Source organism: Frankia sp. R43, from assembly GCF_001306465.1.
Taxonomy (GTDB): Bacteria; Actinomycetota; Actinomycetes; order Frankiales; family Frankiaceae; genus Parafrankia; species Parafrankia irregularis.
The window spans coordinates 1,874,890-1,889,713 of sequence record NZ_LFCW01000001.1; the positions used below are offsets into that span (position 1 = coordinate 1,874,890).

The following is a 14,824-nucleotide window of genomic DNA, read 5'->3' on the forward strand; positions in this document are numbered from 1 at the left end:
GCGGCCCGGCCGCGGACGGCCCAGGCCGGGACCGCGCCCGGACCGGCTCTCGGCGGCCGGTCATCCGCATGCGACCGGCCGGCCGCCTGGAAGCCGAGGCCACCGGCACGCACAAAGACGGACCGGCGCCCACGAAATGATCGTGGGCGCCGGTCCGTCGAATGTTTCGGTGTGATCTCCGTGTGGTGACGCGGGCGCCGGTCCGCGAGCCGGCGTCTCAGAGCCGCGTCAGCCGGCCTCGGCCCGGGCCGGCCGGCCAGCCGGGGAGCCCGGCCAGCCAGCTACCCGGCCCGCGCGGCCGTCAGCCGTTGAGACGCTTGATCAGCGCCTCGTGCTCGGCCCACAGCTCCTCCGGCAGTCGGTCACCGAAGGTGTTGTAGTGCTCGGGGATCAGCTCGGCTTCCTGCCGCCACACTTCGGTGTCGACCGTCAGCAGCGTCTCCAGGTCCTCCGCGGAGACGTCGAGGCCGTCGGTCGGCAGCTCGCCCGGCGCGGGCAGGATGCCCAGCGGCGTCTCCACACCCTTCGCGGCGCCGTCGAGACGGCTCGCGATCCAGGCCAGCACGCGGCTGTTCTCGCCGAACCCTGGCCACAGGTAGCGCCCCTCGGGGCTCTTCCGGAACCAGTTGACGTAGTAGATCCGCGGCAGCTTGTCCGCGTCGGAGCTCTTGCCGATCTTCAGCCAGTGCGCGAAGTAGTCGGCCATGTTGTAGCCGCAGAAGGGCAGCATGGCGAACGGGTCACGCCGCAGCTTCCCGATCGCGCCCGCCTGGGCCGCCGTGGTCTCCGACGCGACGATCGAGCCGAAGAAGACTCCGCGCTGCCAGTCCGGCGCCTCGGTCACCAGCGGAACCGCCGTCGCGCGGCGCCCGCCGAACAGGATCGCCGAGATCGGGACACCGGACGGGTCCTCCCACTCCGGCGCCATCGTCGGGCACTGGCTGGCCGGCACGGTGAACCGGGCGTTCGGGTGCGCCGCCGGCTCGGCCGACTCGGGGGTCCAGTCCCGGCCCTTCCAGTCGATCAGGTGCGCGGGCTTGTCCGGGGTGAGGCCCTCCCACCAGACGTCGCCGTCGTCGGTGCGGGCGACGTTCGTGAAGACCGCGTTGCCCCACAGCGTCTTGACGGCGTTGGGGTTGGTCTCCTCACCAGTACCCGGTGCGACGCCGAACAGGCCTGCCTCCGGGTTCACGGCGTAGAGGCGGCCGTCCTCGCCGAAGCGCATCCAGGCGATGTCGTCACCGACGGTCTCGGCCTTCCAGCCGGGCAGCGTCGGGATCAGCATGGCGAGGTTGGTCTTGCCGCACGCCGACGGGAAGGCGGCGGCCACGAAGTGGACCTTCCCCTCGGGCGAGGTCAGCTTGAGGATCAGCATGTGCTCGGCGAGCCACCCCTGGTCACGAGCCATGACCGAGGCGATACGCAGTGCGTAGCACTTCTTGCCGAGCAGGGCGTTGCCGCCGTACCCCGACCCGTAGGACCAGATCTCGCGGCTCTCCGGGAAGTGGGTGATGTACTTGGTCGAATTACACGGCCACGGGACGTCGGCCTGACCCGGCTCCAGCGGTGCGCCCAGTGAATGCACCGCAGGGACGAAGAAACCATCCTCGCCGAGCTGCTCCAGAGCCGGCGCACCCATACGGGTCATCGTGCGCATGGAGATGACCACATACGGCGAGTCGGTGATTTCGACACCAAGAGCGGAAATATGGGATCCGAGTGGGCCCATGCAGAAGGGGACGACATACATCGTCCGCCCGCGCATGCACCCGGCGAAAAGCTCACCCAGCTTCGTGCGCATTTCCGCCGGGTCCAACCAGTTATTGGTCGGGCCGGCGTCCTCGGCCTTTTCTGAACAGATGTAGGTCCGGTCTTCCACCCGCGCGACGTCGCTCGGATCCGACGCAGCGTAGAAGCTGTTCGGGCGTTTGTCGTCGGCAAGCCGGACCAGGGTGCCCTTCTCGATGAGGAGCGTTGTCAGTCGATCGAACTCGGACTCCGAGCCGTCGCACCATTCAATACGGTCCGGCTGGGTGAGTTCGGCGATCTCACGCACCCAGGCGATCAACCTGGCGTGCTTGGTGGGGGCGGCATCCAGCCCGGGAATCTGTGCCGCAGTCGTCACAGCTCACACCTCCGGTCGAGTTGACCTGTCGCGTTCTCGTCCCGTGTGCGAGTGCCCTCAGTCAGGTGCCTCGTTCGCACCCGAACACCACCAGACACCCAGGTACAAACATGCGGGAAACGGGGCAGTTCGAGGCCGCGTTCAGGATCATTAGACTGTACCGCGCTTTCGGTGCAGAGTCGCGCGGTAGGCAGTACGCGGAAACGTAGGATCCATCACGATCCGGAGCGAACCGACCGACGCCGAGCCACTCCGCTTCGTGACCTGGATGCGGACCGGATATCGTGCTGTGCCGTGGCCTCCCTCGCTCGGCAGACCCTGAGCATCGACGACACAGCCCGGAACGCACATCCACGTGACCTGGTGCGACCACGCATGCGGGGCTGGCTACACGCCGGAGCATTCCCCGTGAGCCTCGCACTAGGCGTCATTGCGGTGGCACTCGCGACCACGCTGAGGGCCCGCCTGGGGATGACCGTTTACGCGCTGAGCATTGCAGCGCTGTTCGGAACCAGTGCCCTCTATCACCGAAAAATGTGGTCGACCTCACGCGCTCGCGAGCTCATGAAGCGCCTCGACCACTCCATGATCTTTGTCTTCATCGCCGGCACCTACACGCCATTCGCACTCATCGCCATGCCCCCGCACACAGCCCGCATCGTGCTGGGCGTGGTGTGGGGCGGCGCGGCGCTGGGTGTCGCGCTGCGCATGCTCTGGCTGCACTCTCCGCGCTTCCTGATCGTGCCGCTCTACATCGCGCTCGGCTGGGTGGCCGTCTTCGTCATCCCCGAGCTGATGCATCAGGCCGGGGTGGCCGCGACGGTGCTGCTCCTGGTGGGCGGCGCCTGCTACAGCCTCGGCGCCCTGGTGTACGCATCGCGACGACCCAACCCCGCACCGAGCACGTTCGGCTACCACGAGGTGTTCCATGCGTTCACGCTCGTCGCCGCCTGTTGCCACTACATCGCGCTGATGATCGCAATGCTCGGCTAGCAGGGACCGGGAAGCGACGGTCACCGGCTCCGGAGTCACCCGTTCCGGAGCCGCCCGAGGCCACCGAGGCCACCGAGGCCACCCGCTTCAGGTGCCCCGCACGGCGCTGCGCCCCACGGCGGGTGACGCGAGCGTGCCGTTGCGCGACCGGGCCCGCGTCGATCCGGTTACCGGCTCGCGGCGTTCCGGTTACCGGGCCACGGCGATCCAGTGACAACACCGGGGCGATCCGATGACAGATCCGGGGCATTCCGGTGACAGCGGGGGCACATCGCCGCGCCTTTGACAAGACGTCGAAACGCACAGATCACAAGGCTCTCGCCGACCTGCCCACATCCACACGATGCCACTCTCGGTGACGACGAGCCGGTCCGGGGCGAGGCGCCAGAAGCAGGCCGGGAAACCCATTCACCGGACTTCACCCGACACCGGGTAGAGCACCCGGCGGACAGCCGGTTTCGCCTTGCCGACCGGCTCCCTGCCGGCGGGAAGAATCGGCCGCATCCGCGGGGAGCGACTAAATTCCCGGACCTTCGGCCCGGATCTGCTCGACCTTTTCCATCGCTTCTCGCAGGCGGGCCAGCCACGCATCCGCGTTCTCCCCCACCAGCCGGACGCACCAGGCAAGGGCCTCACTACGGCTGCGCGCAACACCTGAATCCACCAGCGTGTCCAGGACCTGCCGTTCCGGCTGGCGAAGCCGGGTCATCACCGGGACGGACAGGGCTGTGAACAGCTCGGTCGCGCCGCCGAACGAGACACCCCAGGCCACCTTGCGCCCGAACCGCTGCTCAGCCTCCCGTGCCAGCACGATCCGGCCGTCCCTCGTCTCCTCGCGGAAGCGCCGGATCCAGCCGGCCGCCTCGGCCGCGGCGGCGGGCCCGCTCGTGGCCGCATCAGACCCCGCGGCAGACTCCGCGGCCGACCCACCCGGGGCTGAACCGGCCGGGTCAGGCTGCACCAGCGCGCCGACAACCGTGATCTCGTCCCGGTCGATCGTCACCCGGGGCGGCCCGGTGAACCAGCCCGCGGGAACCCTGGCTGCGAACCACGCGGCGATCTCGTCCGCGGGAACGGGTTCGTCCCGTTCGGCTCCCCGCCCAGGCCCTCGCCCTCGAAGACCGGCCATGACAGTCCCCTCCACTGAGCCTTTGAGTGAGCCTTTGAGCCTTCTCCATCGTCGACCCGGGCCGGCGGCATCCCTGACCGTGCGAAGTTGAGATGGCGAAGGCTCACTGCTCCGACGACCTCACTGCTCCGACGACGCACCGGCCGGGCTGGAACGCGACCCCATCCATGATTACACGCTTACAGCATTATGCGCACGCGTGGAGTCGTCGGAAACCAGCCGGCCTCGGTGCGGCGTCCAAGCTGATCGACGAGCGGCCGGCAGGCCGGGATCAGGTGGGGAGCCGGACGCCGAGCTTGGCCCGGACCTCCTCGGCGGTGGTCACCGGCAGCTCGCAGACGAAGTCACGGCACACGTACACAGCCGGATCGGCGCGCCCGGCGGTGAGCGGACCAGCGGTGACGACGACAGCGCCGGGTGCGGTGCCGAGCCGTGCCAGCCGCTCCAGGTCCGGACGACCGACCACCGCGACCTCGGCCGGGCCGGCCAGGACCGCCTCGGCCACCGCGCCAGCCCAGCCCGCGTACCGGGCGTCCTTGGCAAGCAGTGGCATCGCCAGCCCGACCGTCGCGACCGCCGCGTCGCGGTGCTCGGCCGAGCCGGTCAGCGCGGCGAAGGTCAGCAACGCGCCGGCCACGGCGGCCTGCCCGGACGGTGTCGCCGAGTCGGACGACTCCCGCGGCCGCCGCAGCAGTGCCTCGGCGTCGTCCGCGGTGTCGAAGAAACCGCCGTCCGGGGCCGCGAACCGCGCGCGCACCACATCCAGCAGCTCACCGGCGAGCGTGAGCCACCGCGGGTCGGCGGTGACCTGGTGCAGCGCGAGGTACCCGTCGGCGACGCACCCGTAGTCCTCCAGCACGCCGGCGTTCGGCCCCCGGCGGCCGTCGCGGCTGGTCCGCCACAGCCGGCCGTCGTGCAGGTGGACGTCCCGCAGCAGCTCGGCGGCCCGGGTGGCGGCGGCGATCCAGGCCGGCTCGGCCAGCAGCGCGCCCGCCTCGGCGAGCGCCGCGATCGCCAGCCCGTTCCAGGCGGCCACGATCTTGTCGTCGCGGGCGGGCTGCGGCCGGCGCGACCGCGCCGCGGCGAGCGCCGCCCGGACCCGGGCGAACCGGGCCGGGTCGTCCGGGTCCGCGGGCAGCATCAGCACGGAGGTGCCGTGCTCGAAGGTCCCGGCCTCGGTGACACCGAGAACCCCGGCCGCCCAGGCGCCGTCCTGGGGACCGAGGACGTCGGCGAGCTGGGCGGGCGTCCAGGAATAGCTGGCGCCCTCCTCCGGGTGCGCGTTCGGCTGCCCGGCGGGCACCGCGTCGGCGTCCAGCGCGGACGCGAAGCCGCCCTCGGGCGTCCGCAGGTCGGTGAGCAGGAACTCGGCTGTCTCCCGCACCACCCGCTCGGCCAGCGGCGAGCCGGTGGCCCGCCACAGGTGCAGGTAGACGCGCAGCAACTGGGCGTTGTCGTAGAGCATCTTCTCGAAGTGCGGGACGGTCCAGGTGGCGTCGACGCTGTACCGGGCGAAGCCGCCCGCGAGCTGGTCGTAGATACCGCCGCGGGCCATCCGCTCGCAGGTCACACGCACCATCTCGAGCGCCTTGTCGTCGCCGGTGCGGGCCCAGTGCCGGAGCAGGAGCTCGGCGACCATGGACGGCGGGAACTTCGGCTTCGGGCCGAACCCGCCGTGGCGCGCGTCGAAGCGGCCGGCGAGCCCGGCGACCGCGCCGTCGAGCAGCTCGGCGCTGAGCTGGGGACCGCCGTCCCCACCGGCGGTGCCGCCGGGCAGCGCGACGACCTCCGCCAGCCGGCGGGCGATGTCCGCCCCGGCTTCCTCGATCTCCTCCCGGCGCTGGGTCCAGGCGTCCGCGACCGCCGTCATCACCTGCGGGAAGGACGTCTGGCCCTGGCGCGGGCGGGGTGGGAAGTAGGTGCCGGCGAAGAAGGGCTCGGCCGCCGGGGTGAGGAACACCGTCATCGGCCAGCCGCCGTGACCGGTGAGGGCGACCGTCACATCCATGTAGACCGAGTCGACGTCGGGACGCTCCTCCCGGTCGACCTTGATGTTGACGAAGTGCTCGTTCATGTACGCGGCGATCTGCGCGTCCTCGAACGACTCGTGGGCCATGACATGGCACCAGTGGCAGGACGCATAGCCGACCGAGAGCAGCACCGGCACGCCACGGGCCTTGGCCTCGGCGAACGCCTCGGGCCCCCACGGCCACCAGTCGACCGGGTTGTCCGCGTGCTGCAGAAGGTAGGGGGAAGTCTGCTCCGCGAGCTTGTTGGGCACCGCACCACCATGCCATCGCGGCGGCCCGATCCCCCGCCGGAGCCTGCCGAGTCCGCCTCAGCGGCCGCCTGGCGGACAGCTCCCCGGAGCTTCGCGCAGCGCGGCAGCCGCGGCCTCGACATGGTGGCGGACCGGCCCGAACGAGATCAGCCCGCTGCCGCCGCCGGCCGACTCGCCCACGGCGGCGGCGAGTTCGTCACGGGCGCGGCGCAGGACCTGATGCTCGCCGACCGCCGCCGCTGCCCGGGCCAGGACGCACCACAGCGCTTCCTGGAGGTGGTCGTGGGGTGGGCGCGGGGCCGCGGCGAGGGCGTTGCGGGCCTGGTCGTGAGCGCCCTGGGCCGCCAGCCGGAGCGGGTTCAGCCACGGTCCGTAGGGGCCGACGTCCACGGCGGCGAGCTCGCCACGCACCGGCAGGCCCTCGCCACGCAGCACGGGGACGAGCGCGACCAGGGCGTCGGCGCCTGCGGCGAGGCCGGGCATCCCGCTGGTCGCGGTGGCCGCGAGGGCGTGGTCGTAGAGCGGTCGAGCCCGGTCCCAGCCGTGTTCCTCGCAGGTTCGCAAGGCGCGGAACCAGACGGTGAAGACACCGGCCAGCGGGCGTTCGTGCCGGTGCGCGAGCCGATCCACCGCGTCGGCCTCGGCACCGGCGGCGTCCAGGTCGCCGAGCGCGGCCAGGGCCTGGAGGCGGACGAGCCGGCCGAGGATCTCGTGGCTCGCCACGCCGTGGTCGACGGCGAGACCGGTCAGTTCGACGCCGATGGCGGCACGCCGGGCGGCCCCGCCGCACGGGCCGAACGCCTGCATGAAGGCACCGTTGAGGGCGAACGCCAGCACCGACGGGTCCCCCTGGGCCCGGGCCAGGCGGACCGCTTCGTCCGCGGCGCGCTCGGCGCGCAGCCGCCACGGCTCATCCGCCGGAGCCGCCACGGCGAGCGGCAGCGGCCGGTCCGCGGCGGCATCGCCGCGGGACTCCACCGCGACGACCGAAAGCAGCCGCGCGCGGAGCACCGGCGGCCCCTCCGGGACACCGGCGGCGGCCCGGGCCGCCGCACGGACCAGCGCGCCCGACGCGGCCGGGTCATCCGCCCTGGTCCACACGGCAGGGACGTCGTAGGAGGCGATCACCTGAGCCGCCAGCACCGGATCGCCGGTCGCCTCGGCCGCCGCGACCACCTCACCGCGCTGGGCACGCGCCTCCGCCAGCCCGGCCGCGCCGGTGACGGCGAGATCACGCACCAGGCCGGCCGCGGCGTGTAGCCGGGCCCGCGAGCGTGCGGGTACCGACCGGTCCCAGGCGGCTGCCGTCCGGTCCCACACGCTGTCGGCGATGCCGGCGCCCGCGGTGGTCCGCGCCGCACCGGGGGCGGACCGGCCGGCGGCGATCCGAGCTTCGGCGCGGGCGAGGGCGGGAGACGGACCCGCCCCGGCGGGCCGAACGACGAAACCGTGGGCACGGCGCAGGGCGGCAAGGGCGTCGCCGGGGCGGCCGGCGCGGTCCAGGGCGGTGGCCAGCAGCACCCAGGCGTCCTCCCGTCCGGGATGGGCGGTGGCGTGGGCCTCCAGGTCGGGCAGTGCGTCGCGGGCGCGGCCCGTCGCCACGAGCGCGTCGGCGCGCTGCTCGACCGCTCGCAGCCGCAGCTCCGTCAGCCGGGTGCGCTCGGCAACGCACCAGGAGGCGTGCGCGAAGTCGGCGAGGGCGGGCCCTCGCCACAGGCCGAGCGCCTCGTCCCACAGCGCGACGGCGTTCAGTGGCGCCGCCGCCGCGGCGCGGGCCGCGGTGGCCTCGAAGCAGCAGACGTCGACGGCGTCGCGGTCCGCGCGCAGGACGTAGCCCGGGCCCTGCGTGGCCAGCAGCCGCGAGGCGGTGCGCGGCGGACGGTCCGGTTCGAGCGCGCGGCGCAGCGCGGCGACGAACGTGCGCACCGCGGCGACCGCGGCGGCCGGGGGCTCACCGTCCCACAGGTCGGCGACCAGCCGGTCAATCGGAACCACCCGGTTGCGGGCTACCAGCAGCCGGGCCAGCACCTCCCGATGGCGGGGCGCGCCGAGGGCGACCGGCTCGCCGGCCGGCCGCCAGGCGGCCACCGGTCCCAGCAGGCCGAACCGCAGGTCCTCCACCTCGGAATCCTCCGCCCGGCGGCCGGTCCGGCGCAGCCGTCGGGGTACCGGCTCGAAGGCCGCGCCGACACTCATCGATCGCTCATTCGGGGCTCGCAGCATGGGCCTCGCCTCGGGCACCGGGCCGTCCGGCCCCGCCCACGAGTACCAGGAGCAGCCAGTGCACCCTCTGAGCATTCCCGGATTCGACGTCCACCGTGTGCGGGTCGACGACGGGGTCACCCTGGAGGCCGAGGTCGGCGGGTCCGGCCCGCCCGTCGTGCTGCTGCACGGCTTCCCGCAGACCCGGCTCATGTGGCGGCACGTGGCCGCCGACCTTGCCGCCGACCACACCGTCATCTGCCCCGACCTGCGCGGCTACGGGGCGAGCGACAAGCCCGCCGAGACCGGGCCCGAGGTCTACTCCAAGCGGACCATGGCCCGGGACGTCGTCCGTCTGGCCACCGAGCTGGGGCATGAGCGATTCATCCTGGCCGGCCACGACCGTGGCGCGCTGGTGGCGTTCAGGGCGGCCCTGGACCACCCGGAGGCGGTGACCCGCGTGCTCCTCCTCGACATCCTCGCGACCCTCGACATGTGGGACGCGATGCACGGCGTGTCCGCCGCGGTGGGCTTCCACCTCTATCTGATGGCCCAGGCGCCGGGCCTGCCCGAGACGATGATCCGGTCAAGTGCCGACGCGTTCTTCGGCTACTTCCTCGACGTCTGGGCGAACGCCCCGGGCGCCGTCCCGGCTGCCGTCCGCCGCCACTACCTCGACTCCAGCGCTCGCGCCGTTCCGTCCATCGTCGCCGACTACCGGGCCTCGGCGCAGATCGACGTGGCCCACGACAGCGCCGACCGCGAGGCCGCGAACCGGCTCGCCATGCCCGTCACCGTGCTCCAGCAGGACTGGGGCGCGGCCCTCGGCTACCACGCCGAAGGGCTGTGGCGGGCCTGGGCACCCGACCTGCGCCACCGCACGGTCAGCTGCGGGCACTTCATGGCCGAAGAGGACCCGAAGCTCGTCGCCGCCGAGATCCGCGCCCTCGCCAGCCGCTGACCCGGCCCGCCGGGAAGTGCGGGCAGGCCCGCGGCCACGCCTGTGCATCGGGCGCCGGTGGCCGCGGGCCCGAGGTCGGGGTCGGGAGCGGGGAGCGGAGTCGGGAGCGGACCGGCTCACCCCTCGGCGGCCTGAGCTGGCGTGCTGTACCTGGCCTCCATCGTCCGGACCGCCTCGGTGACGACGCGTTCGCTGGTGGCGTCGTCGAGAGGCCAGCGGGGAAGCAGCAGCCGGGGCCAGAAGACGTAGTTGGAGATCATGCCGAGGAACTGGGCGGCGGCCAGGTCGGGGTCGGCCACAGCTATCGTCCCGGCATCCCGTTCGGCCTCCAGGTAGCCGCGGACGGACTCGAAGTAGGGCATCTTGCCCCGGTTGAACTGGGTCTCCCCGAGCTCGGGGAAACGGGGCAGCTCAGCGATGACGATGCGGAACAGGTCGGCCATGCCAGGACGGGTGAGCAGGTCCACATAGCGGCGGCCGATCGCGGTCAGACCTGCCCGCAGGTCGCCGGCCGGGGGCCGCACCTCCTCCTCGCCCGAGTCCCAGGAAGCCGTGACGATCGCGTCGAACAGGGCCGCCTTCGTGGGGAACTGCCTGAACAGGGTGGCCTTGGAGACCTCTGCCGCCGCCGCGATCTTCGCCAGCGAGGTGCGGTCATAGCCGGAGTCGAGGAACAGACGGGTGGCCGCGGCCAGAATCGCGGCCCGCTTCTGCTCGGCGACGCGCTGATGGTAGGCCGACGGCTCGCTGGTCATGGCACCAGCCTAGAGGAGAAGGTGAGCCACTTGACTCACCAGCCGTCGCATCCTAGGTTCAGATACGAGGCGAGTCGCTCGCCTCACTACCTGAGAGGGGCACCCACCATGGGACGCTTCGACAACCACACCGTTCTCGTCACCGGCGGCACCGGCGGCCAGGGCTCCAGCCATCTGCGCGCCTACCATGCCGAAGGCGCGGGCGTCGTCATCGCCGACATCAACGACGACGGCGGCCGGGCCCTCGCCGCCGAACTCGGCGACCGCGCCCTGTTCGTCCACCTCGACGTCACCGACGAAGAATCCTGGAACGCCGCCATCGTCGCCGCCGAACAGCGCTTCGGCCCGCTGTCGATCCTGGTCAACAACGCCGGCGTGCAGAATCCGGCGGCTCCCGTCGAAGCCACCGACCGCCGCGTGTGGGACCGCGTCCTCGACATCAACCTCACCGGCACGTTCCTGGGCATCAAGGCGGCCGTTCCCTCCCTGCGCCGCAACGGCGGAGGTGTCATCGTCAACATCGCCTCCACATCCGGCATCGGCGGCACCGCCCACTACGCCCCGTACGTCGCCGGCAAGTGGGCTGTCCGCGGCCTCACCAGGACCGCCGCGCTGGAGCTCGGCCGCGACAACATCCGCGTCAACGCCATCCACCCCGGCGTCATAGCCACCCCGTTCATCACCGAGCCCGCCGCGGGCGCCGACGCTGCGATCTCGGACTTCTACTCCCCCGAGCCCTTCGCCATCCCCCGGCTCGGCCAGCCCGACGACATCACCCGCGCCCTGCTGTTCATCAGCTCCGACGAGGCGTCCTTCGCCACCGGCTCGGAGTTCGTCATCGACGGCGGCCTGCTGCTCGGCCCCGCGCTCAGGTACGAGGCCGCCTGACACCGCACCCGCGATCGCCGGCGCCGGCCACCCGCATCCCGGCCATCCACAGCCCGGCCACCCACGGGCCGGCCATCCACGGCCCGGCTGCCCGCAGCCCGCCCACCCGCGGGCCGGCCGACAGCGCCGCCGCCGGCGATCGCGGCGGCCCGGATAGGCTGGACGCCAGGAGTGATCCACGCCGTTCCCGCGCCCCGGTCCACGACCACCATCGCCACCGCCACCATCCCGGCGGGCCAGCGGCCATCCGTCGTCGGCCGGGGAGCGCGAGCGGACACGGGTCAACAGTGATCGATGTCTTGGGATGCGACCTGCGATGAACGAGCCCACCGAGAGCGACACCACCGCGGACGCCGCAGTCACCGCGGGCGGCGACGCCGACCTGCCCCACCGCTACGACTCGCGGCTCGCCGCGGAGATCGAACAGCGCTGGCAGCAGCGGTGGCTCAAGGACGGCACGTTCGAGTCGCCGAACCCGACCGGGCCGCTTTCCACCGGCTTCGAGGCCGTCCAGGGCCGCGATCCGTTCTACGTGCTGGACATGTTCCCCTACCCGAGCGGGACGGGCCTGCATGTGGGCCACCCGCTCGGCTACATCGGTTCGGACGTCTTCGCCCGCTTCCTGCGGATGACCGGACGACACGTGCTGCACACCTTCGGCTATGACGCCTTCGGGCTGCCCGCCGAGCAGTACGCCATCAACACCGGCCAGCATCCGCGGGTGACGACCGAGGCGAACATCGCGAACATGCGGCGCCAGCTCTCCCGGCTGGGCCTGGGTCATGACACGCGCCGCGAGATCGCGACCACCGACACCACGTACTACCGCTGGACCCAGTGGGTCTTCCTCCAGATCTTCAACAGCTGGTACGACGACGAGGCCGGCCGGGCCCGGCCGATCAGCGAGCTGGTCGAGGAGTTCGAGAGCGGGCGCCGGTCGGCCGCCGGGGCAAGCTCCGGCGAGGCCAACCCCCGCCAGGCCGAGTGGTCCGAGCTGACGGCGAGCGAACGGCGTCGCGTCGTCGACGCCCACCGCCTCACCTACATCTCCGAGGAGCTGGTGAACTGGTGCCCGGGCCTGGGCACGGTGCTGGCCAACGAGGAGGTCACGCCCGAGGGGCGCAGCGACATCGGCAACTATCCGGTCTACCGGCGCCCGCTGCGCCAGTGGATGATGCGGATCACCGCCTATGCCGACCGGCTGATGTCGGATCTCGACCTGGTCGACTGGCCCGACTCCATCAAGCAGATGCAGCGCAACTGGATCGGGCCGAGTGACGGCGCCGCCGTCCGGTTCACCACGACGACCGGTGCCAGCGCCGGAACCGACGCCGGTGACGATGCCGGCGCGCCGGTCGACATCGAGGTCTACACGACCCGTCCCGACACGCTGCCCGGCGCGAGCTTCCTGGTGCTGGCTCCGGAACACCCGCTCGTCGACGCGCTGATCGCCACCGACTGGCCGGCCGACACCCCGGCCAGCTGGCGGTTCGCGCAGGGTCGGCCCGCCGGCCCGCTCGAGGAGGACTGGACCCCACAGGCCGCCGTCGACGCCTATCGGGCCTTCGCCGCCCGGCGCAGCGACCGCCAGCGCGGTGGCGCGGAGATCGACCGCACCGGCGTGTTCACCGGGACGTACGTGACCAACCCGGTCGGCGGCGGTGTGATCCCCGTCTTCCTGGCCGACTACGTCCTGCTCGGCTACGGCACCGGGGCGATCATGGCGGTGCCGGCGCACGACGACCGGGACTTCTCCTTCGCCCGCGAGTTCGACCTGCCGGTACAGGCCGTGCTGGAGCCGGATGAGGCCTGGCACTCCGAGCACGGCGTACCCGCGGGGGCGCCCGCGTCCGCCTGGCCCGCGCCGTTCGCCGGTGAGGGCACGTATCTGCCCGGCCCGCCGAACCGCCCGGGCCTCGTCGGCCTGTCGAAGGCCGAGGCCATCAAGACCACGGTCGGCTGGCTGGAGGGTGCCGGTCGCGGCCGGGCCACCCGCTCCTACCGGCTGCGCGACTGGCTGTTCTCCCGCCAGCGGTACTGGGGCGAGCCGTTCCCGATCGTCTTCGACGACGAGGGGCTGCCGATCGCGGTGCCCGAGGACCAGCTGCCGGTCGAGCTGCCCGAGATGACCGACTTCCGGCCGCGCGCGATGGCCGACGACGACGAGAGCGAGCCCGTCCCGCCGCTGGCAAGGGCCACGGAGTGGGCCACGGTCACCCTCGACCTCGGCGACGGCCCGCGCGAGTACCGGCGCGAGCTGAATACCATGCCGCAGTGGGCCGGCTCCTGCTGGTACTACCTGCGCTACCTCGACCCGACGAACTCCGAGCGGTTCGTGGATCCGACCGTCGAGCGCTACTGGATGCACTCCGAGCGCGGGCCCGCCGGCGACGGCGGCGTCGACCTGTACGTGGGTGGCGTCGAGCACGCCGTCCTGCACCTGCTCTACGCCCGCTTCTGGCACAAGGTGCTCTACGACCTGGGCCTGGTCTCGACCCGGGAGCCGTTCAAGCGCCTCTACAACCAGGGCTACATCCAGGCCGACGCGTTCACCGACGAGCGCGGGATGTACGTCGCCGCCGCCGAGGTCGTCCGCGGCGCGGACGGGACGTTCACCCACGACGGGGCCCCGGTGAACCGGCGCTCCGGCAAGATGGGCAAGAGCCTCAAGAACAGCGTCAGCCCCGACGAGATGTACGACAGCTACGGGGCTGACACGCTGCGCGTCTACGAGATGGCGATGGGGCCGCTGGACGCGCACCGCCCATGGCGCACCGACGACATCGTCGGCTCGTACCGGTTCCTGCAGCGGCTCTGGCGCAACATCATCGACGAGGAGTCCGGTGAGCCGCGGGTGCGTGACGCCGCGCTCGGCGACATCGAGTCGAGCGAAGAGGTCACCCGGGCGCTGCACCGGACGATCCTGGCCGTCCGGACGGACTACGCCGAGCTGCGTTTCAACACCGCGGTCGCCCGGCTGATCGAGCTGACCAACCTGGCCAGCAAGCACTTCGGCGCCGGGCTCGCCGGGCCGCCGCGGGAGCTGGCCGAGGCCATGGTGCTGATGGTGGCGCCGCTGGCACCGCACCTCGCCGAGGAGCTGTGGACGCGACTGGGGCACGCCGGCTCGGTCTCGACCGTCCCGTTCCCCGAGGGGGACGAGTCGCTGGCCGCGGCCTCGACGGTCCGCCTGCCGGTGCAGGTCAACGGCAAGGTGCGGTTCACGATCGATGTCGCGCCCGACGCGGACGAGGCCGCGGTGCGGCAGGCGCTGGAGGCACACGAGGACTACCCCCGCTACACCGCCGGCAAGACCGTCAAGCGCCTCATCGTGGTCCCCGGCCGGATCGTCAACATCGCCCTGGGCTGACGGCACAGCCAGCCTGACGGCACAGCCTGCCTGGTGGCACAGCCAGCCTGACGGCACAGCCAGGCTGCCTGCACAACAGACAAAGGCGTCGCGGGCGGATCAGGCCCGAAATGCCCGCGA

Annotated in this window: 9 protein-coding genes; 4 read left to right on the plus strand and 5 right to left on the minus strand. The window is 72.3% G+C overall.

The features are described 5' to 3' along the window. Positions 1-301 precede the first annotated feature (301 nt). Positions 302-2,125, minus strand: coding sequence for a phosphoenolpyruvate carboxykinase (GTP) (locus tag ACG83_RS07180; protein WP_054565221.1), 1,824 nt, complete (start codon positions 2,123-2,125; stop codon positions 302-304). A 375-nt stretch (positions 2,126-2,500) separates the two neighbouring features. On the opposite strand from ACG83_RS07180, the gene ACG83_RS07185 reads away from it, so the two are divergent. Further along, positions 2,501-3,118, plus strand: coding sequence for a hemolysin III family protein (locus ACG83_RS07185; RefSeq protein ID WP_054565498.1), 618 nt, complete (start codon positions 2,501-2,503; stop codon positions 3,116-3,118). Between the two features lie 517 nt (positions 3,119-3,635). Here ACG83_RS07185 and ACG83_RS07190 read toward each other — a convergent pair. From ACG83_RS07190 to ACG83_RS07200, 3 genes are all read right to left on the minus strand, one after another. Beyond that, a complete protein-coding gene (locus tag ACG83_RS07190; protein WP_054565222.1) occupies positions 3,636-4,247 on the minus strand; it encodes a hypothetical protein in 612 nt (203 codons plus the stop codon). A 271-nt stretch (positions 4,248-4,518) separates the two neighbouring features. Beyond that, positions 4,519-6,528 carry a thioredoxin domain-containing protein gene (locus ACG83_RS07195; protein ID WP_054565223.1) on the minus strand — a complete coding sequence of 670 codons (2,010 nt, stop codon included), beginning with the start codon at positions 6,526-6,528 and terminating at the stop codon, positions 4,519-4,521. A gap of 57 nt (positions 6,529-6,585) precedes the next feature. Next, a complete protein-coding gene (locus tag ACG83_RS07200) occupies positions 6,586-8,628 on the minus strand; it encodes a BTAD domain-containing putative transcriptional regulator (RefSeq protein WP_054565499.1) in 2,043 nt (680 codons plus the stop codon). 181 nt (positions 8,629-8,809) lie between these two features. On the opposite strand from ACG83_RS07200, the gene ACG83_RS07205 reads away from it, so the two are divergent. Continuing rightward, on the plus strand, positions 8,810-9,691 hold the full coding sequence (locus ACG83_RS07205; RefSeq protein WP_054565224.1) for an alpha/beta fold hydrolase: 882 nt from the start codon (positions 8,810-8,812) through the stop codon (positions 9,689-9,691). A gap of 116 nt (positions 9,692-9,807) precedes the next feature. Here ACG83_RS07205 and ACG83_RS07210 read toward each other — a convergent pair whose 3' ends face one another. Continuing rightward, positions 9,808-10,446 (minus strand): TetR/AcrR family transcriptional regulator, encoded by a 639-nt coding sequence (locus ACG83_RS07210; RefSeq protein WP_054565225.1) that lies wholly within the window; start codon positions 10,444-10,446, stop codon positions 9,808-9,810. 108 nt (positions 10,447-10,554) lie between these two features. On the opposite strand from ACG83_RS07210, the gene ACG83_RS07215 reads away from it, so the two are divergent. Further along, complete coding sequence (locus tag ACG83_RS07215) at positions 10,555-11,334, plus strand: glucose 1-dehydrogenase (RefSeq protein WP_054565226.1); 780 nt, start codon at positions 10,555-10,557, stop codon at positions 11,332-11,334. Positions 11,335-11,650: 316 nt separating this feature from the next. Then, a complete protein-coding gene (locus ACG83_RS07220) occupies positions 11,651-14,704 on the plus strand; it encodes a leucine--tRNA ligase (RefSeq protein ID WP_054565227.1) in 3,054 nt (1,017 codons plus the stop codon). The last annotated feature ends 120 nt before the right edge of the window (positions 14,705-14,824 follow it).

What these genes read in the sequence shown, in the direction of transcription:
- ACG83_RS07185 (WP_054565498.1), top strand. Translation starts at nt 2,501, where the DNA reads ATGCGGGGCTGGCTACACGCCGGAGCATTCCCCGTGAGCCTCGCACTA.
- ACG83_RS07190 (WP_054565222.1), bottom strand. Translation starts at nt 4,247, where the DNA reads ATGGCCGGTCTTCGAGGGCGAGGGCCTGGGCGGGGAGCCGAACGGGAC.
- ACG83_RS07210 (WP_054565225.1), bottom strand. Translation starts at nt 10,446, where the DNA reads ATGACCAGCGAGCCGTCGGCCTACCATCAGCGCGTCGCCGAGCAGAAG.
- ACG83_RS07215 (WP_054565226.1), top strand. Translation starts at nt 10,555, where the DNA reads ATGGGACGCTTCGACAACCACACCGTTCTCGTCACCGGCGGCACCGGC.
- ACG83_RS07220 (WP_054565227.1), top strand. Translation starts at nt 11,651, where the DNA reads ATGAACGAGCCCACCGAGAGCGACACCACCGCGGACGCCGCAGTCACC.